General features: G+C 70.1%; 12 protein-coding genes. 9 read left to right on the forward strand and 3 right to left on the reverse strand.

What is annotated here, in order from left to right; genetic code table 11:
• From NS220_RS14840 to ppsA, 7 genes are all read left to right on the forward strand, one after another.
• Positions 1-3,636, forward strand: a 3,636-nt coding sequence (locus NS220_RS14840) for an RHS repeat-associated core domain-containing protein (RefSeq protein ID WP_081323204.1), incomplete at its 5' end; no start/stop codon positions are given.
• 755 nt (positions 3,637-4,391) lie between these two features.
• Positions 4,392-4,556 carry a hypothetical protein gene (locus NS220_RS20225; RefSeq protein WP_193755386.1) on the forward strand — a complete coding sequence of 55 codons (165 nt, stop codon included), beginning with the start codon at positions 4,392-4,394 and terminating at the stop codon, positions 4,554-4,556.
• Entirely contained in the window at positions 4,556-4,951 is a 396-nt protein-coding gene (locus tag NS220_RS14845; RefSeq protein ID WP_058624800.1) for a hypothetical protein, read from the forward strand. The genes NS220_RS20225 and NS220_RS14845 overlap by 1 nt, the downstream gene beginning before the upstream one ends.
• 35 nt (positions 4,952-4,986) lie before the next feature.
• Positions 4,987-5,574: a hypothetical protein gene (locus NS220_RS14850; RefSeq protein WP_058624801.1), complete on the forward strand. Its 588-nt coding sequence runs from the start codon at positions 4,987-4,989 to the stop codon at positions 5,572-5,574.
• Positions 5,575-5,583: 9 nt separating this feature from the next.
• A complete protein-coding gene (locus NS220_RS14855; RefSeq protein ID WP_058624802.1) occupies positions 5,584-5,883 on the forward strand; it encodes a hypothetical protein in 300 nt (99 codons plus the stop codon).
• A gap of 148 nt (positions 5,884-6,031) precedes the next feature.
• A complete protein-coding gene (locus NS220_RS14860; RefSeq protein ID WP_346335430.1) occupies positions 6,032-6,874 on the forward strand; it encodes a pyruvate, water dikinase regulatory protein in 843 nt (280 codons plus the stop codon).
• Positions 6,871-9,297 carry a phosphoenolpyruvate synthase gene (ppsA, locus tag NS220_RS14865; RefSeq protein WP_058624803.1) on the forward strand — a complete coding sequence of 809 codons (2,427 nt, stop codon included), beginning with the start codon at positions 6,871-6,873 and terminating at the stop codon, positions 9,295-9,297. Before NS220_RS14860 ends, ppsA begins: the two co-directional genes overlap by 4 nt.
• 80 nt (positions 9,298-9,377) lie before the next feature.
• On the opposite strand, the gene NS220_RS14870 is transcribed toward ppsA, so the two are convergent.
• The gene (locus tag NS220_RS14870) at positions 9,378-10,130 is read right to left on the reverse strand and encodes a FadR/GntR family transcriptional regulator (protein ID WP_058624804.1); all 753 of its coding nucleotides are present in this window, start codon (positions 10,128-10,130) and stop codon (positions 9,378-9,380) included.
• A 121-nt stretch (positions 10,131-10,251) separates the two neighbouring features.
• Between NS220_RS14870 and NS220_RS14875 the strand changes: the two genes are divergently transcribed.
• Positions 10,252-11,940, forward strand: a complete 1,689-nt coding sequence (locus tag NS220_RS14875; RefSeq protein ID WP_058624805.1) for an L-lactate permease — start codon at positions 10,252-10,254, stop codon at positions 11,938-11,940.
• Between the two features lie 31 nt (positions 11,941-11,971).
• A complete protein-coding gene (locus NS220_RS14880) occupies positions 11,972-13,240 on the forward strand; it encodes an alpha-hydroxy acid oxidase (RefSeq protein WP_058624806.1) in 1,269 nt (422 codons plus the stop codon).
• A 53-nt stretch (positions 13,241-13,293) separates the two neighbouring features.
• Here NS220_RS14880 and NS220_RS14885 read toward each other — a convergent pair whose 3' ends face one another.
• Both NS220_RS14885 and NS220_RS14890 read right to left on the reverse strand, forming a co-directional pair.
• Positions 13,294-14,415: a hypothetical protein gene (locus NS220_RS14885; protein WP_206543034.1), complete on the reverse strand. Its 1,122-nt coding sequence runs from the start codon at positions 14,413-14,415 to the stop codon at positions 13,294-13,296.
• Positions 14,416-14,494: 79 nt separating this feature from the next.
• Positions 14,495-16,613, reverse strand: a 2,119-nt coding sequence (locus NS220_RS14890; RefSeq protein WP_058624808.1) for a YcaO-like family protein, incomplete at its 5' end; no start/stop codon positions are given.

The raw sequence follows: 16,613 nt of genomic DNA on the forward strand, positions 1-16,613 counted from the left end.
CGCACCGTCACCCCCGACGGCGCGGACATCACCTACGGGTACGACGACCACGACCGCGTCACGACAGTGGTGACCGCGGACGGCGGCATCGTCACGTACGACTACCCCAACGACCTCGAGCGGAACCCGTCCCGGGTGACCGATCCCGGTGGGGGTGTCACCGAGTTGGACTGGGCCGACGGGCTGCTCCGCCGCGTGGAGGACCCCGAGGGTGTCGTCGTGCGCTTCGACTACGACGCGCACGGGGAACTGGTTGCCACGCGCAACGCCGACGGCGCGACCGCGCGGCTGGTGCGCGACGCGACGGCCCGGGTGACGCAGGCCATCACCCCCCTCGGGGCCGTCACCCGGTACGTCTACAGCGACGCCGGGGCCCTGGCATCCCGGGAAGACCCGGACGGCGCGATCTGGCGGTACGAACACGGACCCGGCGGGGTCGTCACCGCGATCATCGACCCCCTCGGTGCTCGCACCGAACTGGAGTACGGACCCCACGGGGCCCTGACTCGCACGATCGACCCGCTCGGCCGGGCCATCGACCGGTCATTCGACGCGTTCGGCAACGTCACCGGCGTCACCCTCCCGGACGGGGCCGCGTGGGGCTTCACCCACGACGCCCTCTCGCGGCTCCGAGCCATTACGGACCCCGCCGGCGGGGTCTGGACCCGCGAGTACGACGCGGTTGGCGACCTGGCGCGGACGACGGATCCGACCGGGGTGTCGGCCGCGGCGTCTCGGACCGACACGACTCGCACGATCCAGACCGCGTTCGAGCAGACGTCGGTCCGCTACGACGCGTTCGGTCGGCCGGAACGGATCCAGGATGCCGCGGGCGATGCGTCTCTGATCACCTACGACGCCTGCGGACGCCCCGTGGAGGTGCTGAACGCGGATGGCGGGCTGACCCGCTTCGAACGCGACCTCGCCGGTCGTGTCACCGCCATCACCACCCCGGCCGGTCGTACGACCCGCTACGAGTACGACTCGTGCGGTCGTCCCGCCGCCGCGATCGATCCCCTGGGTGCGCGCACCACGTTGGAGTACGACGCGGACTCTCGCGTGATCGCTCGTGTCCTTCCCACGGGGGAGCATGCGGAGATCGAGTACGACGTAGCCGGTCGGGTGGTGCGCGAGCACGTTCCTGGTGCGGGAGTCGCACGTTTCGGGTACGACAAGGTCGGCCGCCCGATCTTCGCGCAGGATGCGCGGTTCGGCATCCGTCGCTTCTCGTACGACGCCGCCGGTCAGCTCGTCACCGCGACCAACGGCATCGGCGGCGTCACCCGCTACGCCTATGACGAGCGGGGGCGGGTGGTGTCGATCACCGACCCCGCCGGCGGGGTCACCACCCGCACGTACACGCAGCTCGACAAGGTCGCCACCCAGACCGACCCGCTCGGGCGCGTCACCACCGCGGACTACGACGCCGCGGGCCGTCAGATCCGCCAGACCAGCCCCGACGGGACCGTCACGGAGTGGTCGTACGACGACGCCGGCCTCGAATCCGGGCTCACCGTCAACGGCAAGCCGGTGACCGAGGTCCGTCGCGATGCGCGTGCCCGCACGGCGACGATCATCGACCACACCACCGACGAACCCACCACCCACACCCTCAGGTTCACCCGCCTGGACCGCCTCGCCGAACGCACCACGACCGGCCCCACCGGGCAGCGGTCGACCCGGTGGGAGTACGACGCGGACGGCGCCCGCACCCGCCTCACCACCCCCGACGGGGTGACGGTCGACTACACCAGGGATGCCGCAGGGCACCTCACGCGCATCGACCACTCCCGCCTGGGTGCGGTGCACTACACCCGCGACACGTTCGGGCGAATCCTCCAAGCCCGCGCCGGCGACAGCCTCCAGACCTGGGAATACGTAGACGGGTTCCCCGTCGCGCACACCCGCACCGACACCGACGGCGCCACCCTCACCCGCATCACCCGCGACGACGCCGGCCGCATCACCACCATCGACGGCCCCGACGGCACCACCCACTACACCCACGACAACGCCGGACAACTCCGCTCGGCGGTCCGCGACGAGCACGCGAATGCGTGGGAGTACGACACCGCCGGGCGCCTGGTCCGCGAAACCCGTGACGATGTCGAGCGGGCGTTCGCGTACGACCTCGCCGGGCAACTCCTCACCCTCACCGACGCTGACGGTGCCACGACCTACGCCTACGACGGGCAAGGGCGCCGCACCCGCGAGACCACCTCCACCGGGTCGACGGAGTACGCGTGGGATGACCGCGGCTGGATCCGCACGATCACCGCACACACCCCCGACGGGGGACAGCGTCGCACCGACCTGCGCGTGAACGCGCTCGGCGAGCTCGCCGAAGTCGACGGCATCCCCCTGACCTGGGATGCCGGCACCTACGCGTCCACCCCGCTCACCGTCGGGGACACCGACGTGTTCCACGCACCCGGCGCCATCACCGGCATCGGCGACACCTGGACCACCGGCGGATGGCGCAGCACCCGCACCACCACCACCGACGACCCCTGGGAAGCCCTCACCACCGCCAACGCCCTCGGCGGGGGAGCCGTCGGCATCAGTCCCGCCGGTGGCCTCGACGTCGCGGGGCTCGAGTGGATGGGCACCCGCGCCTACGACCCCACCACCCGCGGATTCCTCAGCACCGACCCGATCACCGCGCCCGCCGGTGCCGCCTGGTCAGCGAACCCGTACTCGTTCGCGGGCAACGACCCCCTCCACGCCACCGACCCCCTCGGCCTGCAACCCGTCACCGACGAACAACTCACCGCCTACGCCAACGCCCACCAAGGCGCCCTCGCCACCGCCGGCCACGCCATCGGCGAATGGTGGAACGACAACTGGGAGTACGTCGCCGGCGGCGCCATGGTCATCGCCGGAGGGGTCATGATGGCCACGGGCGTCGGCGGCCCGGTGGGGGCCATGCTCATCGGCGCCGGTGCCGACACCATCATCCAGAAGGCCACCACGGGCGAGGTCAACTGGGGCGAGGTCGCGCTCAGCGGCGCGCTCGGCGCGTTCGGGGGCGCGGGCGTGGCCGCTCGCGCCGGACTGACGGGCGCGAAGGCGGCCATCACCGCGGGGGCTGCGTCGGGTGGTGTCAGCGGCGGCGTGATGAACACATACAGCTATCTCACCGGTCCCGGCCCCCACACGGTGGCGGGAACACTCGGCGCGGCAGGAGGCGGGGCACTGGCAGGAACGGTGCTCGGCGGCGCTGGAGGTGCCGCGGGTCACGCCGTGAGCGACAAGCTCATGGGACTCATCACACACAACCCGTCCGCCGACGTCATGGCCATGGGGCGATCCATGAAGTACCGCGTCGAGCCATATGCCATTGATAACGGGTACGGCTACTACGAGGCCCTGCCGAAGCCTCTCTTCAACACGGGAGAGAAACTCCTGGGACACGACCTCAACGAGAGCGTCAACGTGTGGGTCAACAAGAAGTGGATCAATTACCAAATGATGCAGGGAAAGGGTCTAGTCGATATCGGCGCACCTGACCCCGCGCTCCGCCCTCCCGGGGTGCCCCCGCTTGATCACAGCCCCTACTATTCGATGGAGTTGGAGCAGGTTTCGGGTTATGGCGGATACTCGCAGGACATCCAGTCATCGTGGAACTTGACGTGACGCCAGATACGTAATAAGAACTGAGGCCACACATGCCAGACATCGAAATAGTCAAATTCAGGTACGCACCCCCCGAGGGCCCTCGGTGGCTGCCGTTACGATTTCGACGACGTCGGTTTGAGATCAAAGAAGATTTTCCACCCAACTCCATCGTCGACTTCGACGGCCTGACTAAACGCTGTCCGGGCGGCGGTACTGACTTTCAGATGTGCCTGACACTTGCCGGGCGGCTCGCTGACGCCAACGACCCACGATGGGTGGGCTTTCCATTCGCCGCTCCCATGGACGACTAGCCAGAGGCGAGATGCGCGAGGGTTCGCATCTCGAAGATGAGTTGAAACCTGACCGACAAAAATGACCACTGGGTAAACCAGTGGTCCTTGCACCCGAACGGTTGACACCGATGGACCAGATCAGCTCGTTCATCACGAACTACATGCCTTTTCTTTTGAACGCCGATCGATACAAGGTAGTCGAAACGATGGAGACTGCGGCGAACGGAGGTGATTCCGTCGTCGTGTTTGTTTCGGATGGACTCCACTTTCGCTTCATAAAAGAACGAGATCAGCTATTCCTCGACCTCCGACCGCCGACCTCGCAGAAAGAGAAAGACTGGTACTCGATCGGGGGCCGGCGGTTCCGCGATCTCCGGCCACCTCGGGAAGGGCCTTGCGGAAGAGATAGCGGAACGATTCCCTGGTTTCGTCGCGGCCACGACCAGTGGCCGACACGCTGCGCCCCTCAACTACGGAAGCATGCTGGCTGAGCTGGGGGTGAGCCACGTAACGGGCGCCCTCGGCGGCCTGGTGAACACCGCGCTCAAGCCCGGCGACGTGAGGTCGACGGACATGGTCAGTGGTCTGCTCCAGGGCTTCGCGAACGGCGGGGACGGACCCGTCGTGGGAAGGTGGGCACCGTAATGGCGACTCCTCGGCGCAAGTCCTCGCTCAGGCTCAAGGTGTTCGGATCGATCTTCCTCCTCATGGTGGGAGTTGTGGTCTTCCTCCTCTTCGTCGCCCCGTCGCTGGAGCGGAACGCGCTCACGACATGGCAGTGCGACGTGACATCGGCGGAGCCTCATGAATCGTCAGGCACATTCAAGGGGTCGACCACCCTCCCCAGCGTGCTCCTGCACACGAGCGACTGCGGCGACATCGCCCTGCAGAACGGGGTGACCTTCGACAACAACACCGAGATCGCCGCCGACTTCGTGCCGGGCACCTACGACTTCCAGATTGGTTGGGTATCCGTATACCTGATCAGGCTTCTCCCCAACGGGCTTCCCGAGGCCCAGTCGTATGAGCCCGTGAGCTGACCGACGCCACGACCGAGTGCCCGAAAGGCTGAGCCATGAACTTCTCCACCACTGCCGTGAGCGTCGGAGTCGCCGTCGCCGCGATGGTCATCGTCACACTCGCCGTGTCAGCCGGCATCCGCCGCTCGCCCTCGACCGCGACGTACAAGGCGACGAAGGGCAACGTGCTCTTCGTCGTGTCCACTCGCCGGTGGCAGCGCGTTCTCATCCGCTCCGTGGGAATCATGGCGATCGCCATCGGCGTGCTGTTCCTTCTGGTGTTCGCGACCCGGCCAGGCTCGGACACCGGCATGGCCATTGCCGGCGCGGTTGCGATCCCCGCCGGGGTTCTGCTCGTCCTCCTCGCCAAGGGCATGCGCCGCCTGCGCCTCGAAGTGACCCCCGACACCATCTGGTCCTTCCCGATGATCGCCGCACCCCGCGAGATCCCCCTCGCCGAGCTCACGGCCCTCGCCCCGCACATCACGAGCAACTACGGCGGCATCCTGGGCAAGACCGGGTCGAAAACCCGGTTCTACGCCACCGGCATCATGCTCGGCTACCCGCAGCTCATCGAATACTTCCGGCAGTACCGCCCCGACCTCCCGATCCCGGAGGCCGCTCGGCCCCTACAGGAAAGGTGAGGCGCGTCGATGACGGCGGACCCCAAGGATGCCGCGGTAGCGAATCTGTCGGCACTCGCCGATGTCCTGAGAACCATCGGCCAGGAACGGTACGCGACGTTCTTCGACGGCGTCGTCGGTGACCTCCTTCACGCCGGCGACCCGGGCGAGGTTCGAGAAGCAGCCGCCCGCGGCCTGGCGGCCTTCGGCGGCATGAATTCGGTCAACGACCTCGTCGTGATGGACGGCAGCGTGCCCGATATCGAGAACAATCGCGCAATCGATGAGCGACGGGAAGCCGTCTACGACGCCCTGACGCACCTCATCTGACGGATCGTCGACAGGCGGACACCGTCCCGCGCGGCGGCGGCTTTCCGATTCGTTAAGAACATCGCTTTTTACGGACCCCTAGAGCAAGAATTCTTCTCGAAACTCTTTAGCGTCGCCTCATGGCCCATCCCACGACGACGCGGATACCGTGCTGAGCGCCGCCACGCGCGCCGTCTTCTTCGTGTCCGACAGCACGGGGATCACCGCCGAGACGCTCGGCAGCGCGCTGCTCGCCAACTTCCCCGCCGCCCACTTCGACCGGCACACGATCCCCTTCGTCGGGACCGTCACGCCGGTGTCGAGAGTGACCGCGGCACTGCAGAGCGCCACGACGCCCGAGGCCGCGCCGATCGTGTTCGCCACGGTGAAGGATGCCGGCATCCGGGCTCAGATCGCCGGTTCCGCCGCGGTGGTGATCGATCTGCTCGCCGGCCACCTCACGGAGCTCGAGGCCGCCCTCGAGACACCGGCCGAGCAGCGCTCGGGGCAGTACCACGGCCTCGGCGACCTCGAGCGGTACTTCGCCCGGATGCGCGCCGTGGAGTTCGCGATCGAGCACGACGACGGGCAGAGCGGACGCGCCCTCGACACCGCCGACGTCATCATCGTCGCGCCCTCTCGCTGCGGGAAGACCCCGACCACGATGTATCTCGCCCTGCACTACGGCCTGCTCGTCGCGAACTACCCCCTCACCGACGACGACTTCCCCGCCGACGGCCTGCCCCGCATCGTCGCCCCGCACGCCGACCGCTGCTTCGGGCTGACGACCACCGCTCTTCGCCTCAGCCAGGTGCGGCACGAGCGCCGCCCGCAGTCGACCTACTCCAGCCTCGCCCAGTGCACCCTCGAGATCCGCCGGGCCGAAGACCTTTACCGCCGCAACCGCATTCCGTTCCTCAGTTCCGCGACCCGGAGCGTCGAGGAGATGTCCGCCGTGATCCTGCAGTCGATGAAACTGCGCGATCGCTCCCACGAAAGGCCCACCCTGTGACCAACATCCTGCACTTCCACGAGATCGGCATGAGCGACCTCGCCCAGGTCGGCGGCAAGAACGCCTCGCTCGGCGAGATGGTCTCGCATCTGGCATCCGCCGACGTCCGCGTCCCGCCCGGCTTCGCCACCACCTCGGAGGCGTTCGGGCGCTTCCTGGCCGAGGCGGGGCTCGACGCGCGCATCCGCGCGGCCGTCGAGGGCATCGACGTCGATGACGTGGCCGCGCTGAGCCAGCTCGGCGCCCTGGTGCGCACGTGGATCGAGGAGCAGCCGTTCCCCGCCGACCTCGAGGCCGACATCCGCACCGCGTACGCGGCGCTCGTGGCGAACGAGGCGGATCCGGATGCCGTGACCTGGGCGGTGCGCTCCAGCGCCACCGCGGAGGACCTCCCGGATGCCTCATTCGCGGGGCAGCAGGAGACCTTCCTCAACATCGGCGGGATCGAGAACATCCTGCAGGCGATCCGTCGCGTGTTCGCCTCGCTCTACAACGACCGCGCGATCGCCTACCGGGCGCACCACGGCTTCGACCACCACGAGGTCGCCCTCTCGGCCGGGGTCCAGCGCATGGTGCGCTCCGACATCGGCGCCTCGGGCGTCATGTTCACCCTCGACACCGAGTCGGGCTTCGAGGACGCCGTGTTCGTCACGAGCTCTTACGGCCTCGGCGAAGCGGTGGTGCAGGGCGCGGTGAACCCCGACGAGTTCTACGTCTACAAGCCGTCGCTGCGCGCCGGCCGCCCCGCGATCCTCAAGCGCTCGGTCGGCGAGAAGGCCATCGCGATGCGCTACACCGACGGCATCCATGTCGACGGCAGCACGGCTTTCGTGGAGGTGGATGCCGCCGACCGGGCGCGCTTCTCGCTCACCGACGCGGAGGTCGAGGAGCTCGGCCGCATCGCCCTCGTGATCGAGGAGCACTACGGCCGCCCGATGGACATCGAGTGGGGCAAGGACGGCGTCGACGGGAAGCTCTACGTCCTGCAGGCCCGACCCGAGACGGTCGTGTCGCGCCAGTCAGCCAACGTGCTCCGCCGCTTCGTGCTCGCCGAGCGCGGTCCCGTGCTGCTCGAGGGCCGCGCGATCGGCCAGCGCATCGGGGCGGGGCGCGTGCGCGTGCTCACCTCGATCGACCAGATGGCCGACTTCGCGCACGGCGACGTGCTCGTAGCCGACATGACCGACCCCGACTGGGAGCCGATCATGAAGCGCGCCTCGGCGATCGTCACCGACCGCGGTGGCCGCACGTGTCACGCGGCGATCATCGCCCGCGAACTCGGCATCCCCGCCGTCGTCGGCACGGGCGTCGCGACCCGCGCCCTCACCGACGGCCAGGAGGTCACCGTCTCGTGCGCCGAGGGCGACGACGGCCTCGTGTACGGCGGCATCCTGCCCTTCGTCGAGGAGCAGACCGAGTTGGACCGGATGCCGGAACCCCCGGCCAAGATCATGATGAACGTCGGCACCCCCGACCAGGCTTTCGCGTTCTCGCGGCTGCCGCACGCGGGCGTGGGCCTGGCGCGCCTGGAGTTCATCATCAACCGTCAGATCGGCATCCACCCGCGCGCGCTGCTCGACCTCGACACGCTCGACGGGGACCTCGCCGACGACATCCGTGCGCGCGTGGCGGCGTACCCGTCGCCCGAGGAGTACTTCATCCAGCGCGTGGCCGAGGGCGTCTCGATGATCGCGGCGGCCTTCGCCCCCGAGCCGGTCATCGTGCGCCTGTCGGACTTCAAGTCGAACGAGTACGCCAACCTCATCGGCGGACCGCTGTACGAGCCGCACGAGGAGAACCCGATGCTCGGCTACCGCGGCGCCGCGCGGTACGTCTCGCCGGAGTTCCGCGCGTGCTTCGACATGGAGTGCGAGGCCCTGCGCCGCGTGCGCGACGACATGGGGCTCACGAACGTGCAGATCATGGTGCCGTTCGTGCGCACCGTCGGTGAGGCCGCCGCGGTGATCGAGTTGCTCGCCGCGAACGGGCTGCGACGCGGCGAGAACGGGCTGCGGATCGTCATGATGTGCGAGCTTCCCGCCAACGCGATCCTCGCCGAGCAGTTCCTGGAGTACTTCGACGGCTTCTCGATCGGCTCGAACGACATGACCCAGCTGAGCCTCGGCCTCGACCGCGACTCCGCGCTCATGGCATCCGCCTTCGACGAACGCGACCCGGCCGTCCGGCACCTGCTCGGCATGGCGATCGACGCGTGTCGACGCCAGGGCAAGTACGTCGGAATCTGCGGGCAGGGGCCCAGTGACCACCCCGACTTCGCCGAGTGGCTCGTGGCGCGTGGCATCCAGTCGCTGTCACTGAACCCCGACACCGTGGTCGAGACGTGGCTGGCGTTGGCCGCGAGCGAGCGGCCGAAGGGTCAGGTGCTGACGGAGGCGCACCTGGGGGTGCCCCGGCGCGACTGAACGCGATCCTGCGCGAGGGGCCCGATTCCGCGGCGGAAGAGCGGTGGGGTCGGGCCCCTCGCGCCGGGTCCGAGGGGCCGTCAGTCCTCGGTGAACAGCGCGGACGACGCGCGACGGATGTGCGCTTCGGTCACGTCGGCCGCGTGCTCGGCGTCGCCCGCGATGATGGCCTCGAAGATCGCGTGGTGCTCTCGCTGCAGCTGCGCGGACTGGTCGCTCCACTCGGTCTTGCGCTCGATGGCGTGGAGCAGCGGGATGCGCACCGCCTCGCGGATCGCTCCCGTGAGCGCCGCCGACAGGCTGCTCCCCGACGCGTCGGCGATCGCGAGGTGGAAGCGCGTATCGGCCTCGTTGAACGCCACGCGATCGCCGAGCGCAGTGTCGCCGGCGGCGAGCGCGTCGGCGATACGGGTACGCGCGACATCGGTGAGTCGACGCGTGGCCGAGGCGGCGCTCGCGCGCTCGAGCACGATCCGCGCCTCGGTGACGTCTTCGATGGTGAAGTTCGACAGCGCGACGTGCAGGCGCAGGAAGCGGCTGAGCGCTTCGCGGGGAAGCGCCGCCACGAAGGTCCCCGCGGCGGCTCCGGCCCCGGGCTGCGAGCGCAGCACGCCCTGGCTCTCGAGCACGCGAACGGCCTCACGCACCCCCGCGCGACTCACCTCGAGGTTCGCCGCGAGCTCGCGCTCGGGCGGCAGCGCGTCGCCGACCTGGAGGGTCCCGGACAGGATGCGGTCTTCGATCACCTCGATGACAAGCTCGTGTGCCCGGGCCCGTTTGACCGGGAGCCAGAGGCCCGCGTCCGCGTGATCGGGCGTGGAGGGGGATGCCATGCGCCTACCGCCTTCGGAAGAGAGTGTTGACAGCGTATCGGTCTACCCGTTACCGTGCGTTAGCGGTCTGACCTCTTAGTGGTCGGCGCTTCGCAACAACGACGTTCGAAGAAAGGCCCCGATGTACACCCCCGAACTCGCGCCGATCGGCGCCAGCATCGTGCTCTCGGCCCTGGTGGCGAGCCTCCCGTTCCTCACGGTCTTCCTCACGCTCGGCCTGCTGCGCTGGAAGGCGCACTGGGCCGGGCTCTCCGGGCTCGGTGTCGCTCTCCTCGTGGCCGTGTTCGGCTACCGGATGCCCGTCGACCTCGCGGCTCTGTCCGCGACGCAGGGATTCGTCTTCGGCCTCTTCCCCATCATGTGGATCGTGCTCAACGCCATCTGGCTCTACGAGCTCACCGTGCGCAGCGGCCGCTTCGAGGATCTGCGCCTGGTCATCAACGCCCTGAGCGACGACCCGCGTATCCAGGCGATCATCATCGCCTTCGGCTTCGGCGGCCTGCTGGAGGCCCTCGCCGGCTTCGGGGCCCCCGTCGCGATCACCGGGGTGATGCTCATCGCCGTGGGGTTCACCCCCATGCGCGCAGCGGTCATCGTGCTCCTGGCCAACACCGCGCCCGTCGCGTTCGGCGCGGTCGGCACGCCGATCGTGACCGCCGGCACACTCACCGGCATCGACTACCACGAGATCGGCGCCGTCGTCGGACACCAGACACCGATCGTCGCGCTCTTCGTCCCGTTCATCCTCGTCCTGCTCGCCGACGGATGGCGCGGTCTGAAGGAGACGTGGCCCGCCGCCCTGACCTTCGGCGTCGTGTTCGCGATCGCGCAGTGGGTCAGCGCCACGTGGATCTCGGTCGAGCTCACCGACATCGTGGCATCCCTCGCCGGAATCGCCGCCGCGGTGATCCTCCTCCGTTTCTGGCAGCCGCGCGGTACGGCCGCGGCCCGCGAGCGCCTGCTCAAGGAACGCTCGGCCAGCCTGGTCGGCGCGAGCGTCACCGGCTCGGGTGGCGGTTCCGGATCGACGGATGCCGAGACCCCGGCGAACCGGAAGGCTCTCACGCCCCGGACGGTCTTCTTCGCCCTGTTCCCGTACCTCCTCGTGGTCGTGGTCTTCTCGCTGGCGAAGCTGTGGGTTCCGCTGAAGACGTTCCTCGCCGGCACCGACGTCAAGATCGGCTGGCCGGGCCTCGACGGCAACATCCTGACCGCGAGCGGGAAGGCCGCCGGCTCCACCGTGTACACGTTCGCGTGGCTCTCCTCGGCGGGCAGCCTCCTGATCATCTGCGGCATCGTCGTGGCTCTCGTCTACCGCCTGCCGCTCCGCGAGGCGGGCCGGGCCTGGATCCAGACGCTCGTGAAGCTCCGCTTCTCGCTGCTCACCGTCGGATCGGTCCTGGCCCTGGCCTACGTCATGAACATGTCGGGCATGACGCTGACGATCGGCGCGTGGATCGCCGGTACGGGGGCGCTGTTCGCCTTCCTCTCGCCCATCCTCGGCTGGTTCGGCACGGCCGTCACCGGCTCCGACACCAGCGCGAACGCCCTGTTCGCGACCCTGCAGCAGAGCGCCGCGCTGCAGGCCGGGATCGATCCGACCCTGCTCGTGGCCGCCAACACCTCGGGCGGAGTGATCGGCAAGATGATCAGCCCGCAGAACCTCGCCATCGCCGCGACCGCCGTCGGACTGGTCGGCCAGGAGGCCACGATCCTGCGCAAGGTCATCTGGTGGAGCCTCGGCATGCTCGCGGTCATGTGCGTGCTCGTGGGCCTGCAGTCCTCCGTCCTGTCGTGGATGCTCCCGTGATCCCCCTTCCCCTCCCGTCGAAAGGCACGCCATGTCCGCTGTGACACGTCAGTTCCCCAACCCGGTCGAGCTGCTCGAGCTGATGCAGTTCAAGCGTCCGGACTTCAACGGCCGCCGTCGGCGACTGAATGCCGCTCTCACCATCGGCGACCTCCGCGACATCGCGAAGCGGCGCACGCCGGCCGCCGCCTTCGACTACACCGACGGCGCCGCCGACAGCGAGGAGGGCCTCGCCCGCGCCCGCCAGGCCTTCGGCGACGTCGAGTTCCACCCGTCGATCCTGCGAGACGTGTCGCACGTGGACACGTCGTGCCAGATCTTCGGCGGCTCCTCGGCGCTGCCCTTCGGGATCGCCCCGACGGGGTTCACGCGGCTGATGCAGACCGAGGGCGAGATCGCCGGAGCGGGCGCCGCGGGGGCCGCCGGCATCCCGTTCACGCTCTCGACGCTGGGCACGAGCTCGATCGAGTCGGTCAAGGAGGCCAATCCGCACGGACGGAACTGGTTCCAGCTGTACGTGATGAAGCAGCGCGAGATCTCGTACGCGCTGGTCGAGCGGGCCGCGGCCGCGGAGTTCGACACGCTGTTCTTCACCGTCGACACCCCCGTCGCCGGTGCCCGCCTCCGTGACAAGCGCAACGGCTTCTCGATCCCGCCCCAGCTGAGCGTGTCGACGATCGTCGACGCCCTGCCGCGCCCCTGGTGGTGGTGGGACTTCCTGACCACGCCGAAGCTCGAGTTCGCCTCGCTCAGCGCGACCGGGGGAACCGTCGGCGAGCTGCTGAACTCCGCCATGGACCCGTCGATCTCGTTCGACGACCTCGCCGAGATCCGGGCCCTGTGGCCGGGCAAGCTCGTGATCAAGGGCGTGCAGAACGTCGAGGACTCACGGCGGCTCGCCGACCTCGGCGTCGACGGCATCGTTCTCTCCAACCACGGCGGACGTCAGCTCGACCGCGCCCCCGTGCCGTTCCACCTGCTGCCCGAGGTGGTGCGAGAGGTGGGGGCCGACACCGAGATCGCGATCGACACCGGCATCATGAACGGCGCCGACATCGTGGCATCCCTCGCCCTGGGGGCGAAGTTCACCCTCATCGGCCGCGCGTACCTCTACGGCCTGATGGCGGGAGGCCGCGAGGGAGTGGACCGGGCGATCGCGATCCTCGCCGACCAGGTCGTGCGCACGATGCAGCTGCTGCAGGTGACCTCGATCGCGGAGCTGACTCCGGCGCACGTGACCCAGCTCGAGCGGCTCGTCCCTCGGCGGACGGCATCGCCTCGGACCGGCTCCGCCGTGTGACGCAGGCCTCTCCGATCGCGGTCGCCGTGACGCGGCGCGGCTGAGCGCGCGCCTCACCACCCCGGGAACGGGGCCTGCGCGGCAGCCGCCGCCGTCACGGGGTTCGCCCCGGGGCGGCGCGCGGCCGCCGCGACCAGAGCGGGATCGAGCCGGAACGCGCCCAGCGGTAGCGGGATCGCGGCGGGGGTCACGACCCGGACGACGCGGCCGTCGCGGGCGAGGTCGACCGTCCAGGTCTCGGTGGCGCGGCTCACCGCGGCAGGACCCGGGCGGAGGTCGTCGAGGCGTCCGCGCAGAGCGGTCCGCACACGCGGGTCGAGGGCGAGCTGCACGTGCGCGAGCGGATCGAGGAGGCGTCGACGTCCGTGCGCGTCGCCGGGGGCATAGCGGCGGTCCGCGCGGTGCGGGACGACACCCGGCACGCCGAGCGCGTGCAGCGTCGAGCGCGGATCGTCGAGCGACCGGGCGATCGTCAGCTGCCACAGCGCTCGGGCGATCGCGGCGCGCTGACCGGACGCGTCGAAGCCGTATCCGCCACCGACCGTGAGGATGCGTCCGTCGTCGACCGCGGCCAGCGTGACCGGGCCGAGCACCCCGCGATCGAGGCGGCGAAGAGTCAGGTCGAGCTCAGCGTCGGCCCACAGCTCCCGCACCTCCCCCGACGGATCGAGGGATGCCGCGGGCGCGAGGCCCGTCCACCAGCACCACAGGGCGTCGTCGACCACGACCGAGCGCTCCGCGTTCCGTCGTGCGTGCGCGGCACTCGCGCCGGCACCGAACCCGCCCAGGAGCGGGGGGTGGGCCAGCGGTTCGTCGGGGCGCGCGTCGGCGGGCCGAGCGATCGCGGCGGTGTACGGCATCCACCCCTCGGCCGATCCGGTCGGTCCGTCTCGACGGGCGCGAACCCAGAGGCGCTCCGCCCCGTCGTCGGCGGCGCCCAGGGGAAAGCCCGGCTCCGCTCGTTCGGCCGGGTCGACCCAGCCCAGCACCGACGGGCGGAGCACCGCCGCGCCCTCGGCGGCGAGCGCGTGCGCCGAGGCGCGACGCTGCTCGAGCTGCCCGTGATCCGCCGACCACCAGTGCCGGCGCACGGCGGCATCGATCGACGCGTGGTCGACCTCTCGGGCGAGATCGACCACGACGGCGTGGGCATCGACGCCCGTCGCGTCAGGCATCGCGACCTGGAGATGCCGGAAGGAGGAGGGGAACGGGGCGGGATGCCGGATCCGGACCGGGCGAGCCGTCAGGGACGCGTCAGGCATGCGGCAGCGGGAAGAGGTTGATCTCGGCCTCCGCGAGAGGGGTCTCGCGCCAGCCCAGCTCGACCGCGATGCGCTGGACGCGTCCGTGACCGAGGAAGGGGAACGCCGCGGGGGCGTTGCCGATCGTGCCCGGAGCGACGACGCGCACGACCGTGAGTCCGGCGCTGCGGATGTCGGGGGTCGTGATGTCGACCACGATGGGCTCGACGTCGGCGCGCTCGAGGGCGGCGATCATCGCGACGCGGGAACGCTCCGGCATCCGGGGAACCGTGTCGACCGACCGCTCCGACGTCGGGCGCAGGAGGGGCCGCATGCGCTCAGCGGCACGGGGGTCGAGGTACACCTGCTGCTGGACCATGAGGTCGTCGCAGTCGTGCATGTCGGGGCGGAAGTCGTCGAGGTAGCGACGGTCGGCCCGCCAGGGCTTGAACGCGCGGCCGTTGAGCTCGCCCTCCGTCATGACGCGCCAGTGCAGGCCGTCGGCGTGCAGCAGGTCGCGCGAGCCCTCTTGCAGGGTGTACGCCTCGGTGAGGGCTTTGGAGGCCGCGGAGGCGAAGTCGGGGCGCGCAGAGAACCCGACGTTCACCAGGTGATCGTCGTCGTCGTGCAGGATCGCGGCGGCCACCGGCACGGCGAACTCGTTGTCGAGCTGCACGAACGACACGCGCGAGCCCTCGGCGACCGGTGGAGCGCTCACTCCCTGGACGGCGGGCAGCGGCTGTGCGTTCAGCCACCACACCATCGTCGCGTGCCGCTCGACGACCTCCTCGATCGCACTCGTGACCGCGAACTCCTCGCTGGGACCGGCGGCGATGCCCGCGAAGGCGCAGAAGTTCGTCGGCGGCGCGGCGGCCACATCGGCGGAGTACCAGTTGACGTAGACCAGGGATGCCGGCACCCAGATCTCGCGGCCGGTCACCGCCGACCGACCCGGGACCCAGTGCACGGGGAGGTCGGCATCCAGCGGGACGAAAGGGAAACCCGCGGAGGCGTACTGCGCGTCGCTGTAGAGCACGAGCCGGCGGGGGTCGAGCGCGGGCACGCCCGCTCGGCGCAGCTGCGCGAACGAGCCGTGCCGCACGGGCAGGGTGTCGAGGATGTTGCCGCAGTACCGCTCGACCGACTCCCCGATCGCGGCCGCGTGCGCGGATCCCGCGTCGTCGAACGCCGAGCCCTGGCACAGCACGTTGTTGGCCCAGGCCGACACCGCCCGGATGTCGGCGACGTCGGCCTGGCGGGTGACGAGACCCGTGGGAACCCGCGCGTGGTGCCGGACGTCCCGCACGCGGGTGATGACGCCGGAGCGTTCGTCGACGAGGTCGAGCGCGGTGTGCCGGCGGTGCTGCGTGCGCCGCTGGGGCAAAGGGAGTACGGGGTGCGACACGTGACGCACCTCCCCCTCCTCCAGCCACAGCTCGTGCAGGAGGTCGCCCGGCGCCTCGGTCAGTCCCTCGCGCGCGACCGACTCGGCGGCGACGGCGACCAGATCCCACATCGCGTCGAGCAGAGCGGGCAGGTCCGCGGCATCCGGCCCCTGGTCCCCACCGACGGCCGGACCCCGCAGCGCCCGGTGGACGGTGGCATTGCGGGCGGATGCCAGACGGCGGGCGGCCGCATCCTCGTACGATGCCCCGACACCCGGCGTGACGAGCGGACCGACCCACAGCCGCCCGCGGGAGAGCTCGACGGCCAGCCACGGCACGCGGAGGTCGTGGCAGATGCGGTCCAGGTCGATGAACTCGCGCTCGCGGCCGCCGCGCAGGGCCACGACGAGCAAGCGGCCGGCCGAGAAGGCCGAGGTGGCGACCGTGCGCGGCGGGCCGTCGGGGGCGGGGAGCACGTCGTCGTCGGCGCGCAACCGCGCGCGGGCGGCGGCGACCACCCCGTCGTCGCCGGCGAGCACGGCGCGGACCGCGGGGCCTGCCCCCGGTCGCGGTCCCGGGGTGGCCACGGACGGCGAGGAGACCGCGGCGGCGGCGAGCAGCGGCCGCAGGGCGGCGGCCGCCTCGGCGAACTCGGCCCCTATCAGATCGTCGCGCCTCTCGTGCCACGCCCAGAGGAGGACCTGGACGACGGCGGCGGGAACGTCGACGATGTGGTGCTGCTCGCCG

The sequence above is a fragment of the Microbacterium testaceum genome (assembly GCF_001476655.1).
Lineage (GTDB): Bacteria > Actinomycetota > Actinomycetes > Actinomycetales > Microbacteriaceae > Microbacterium > Microbacterium testaceum_C.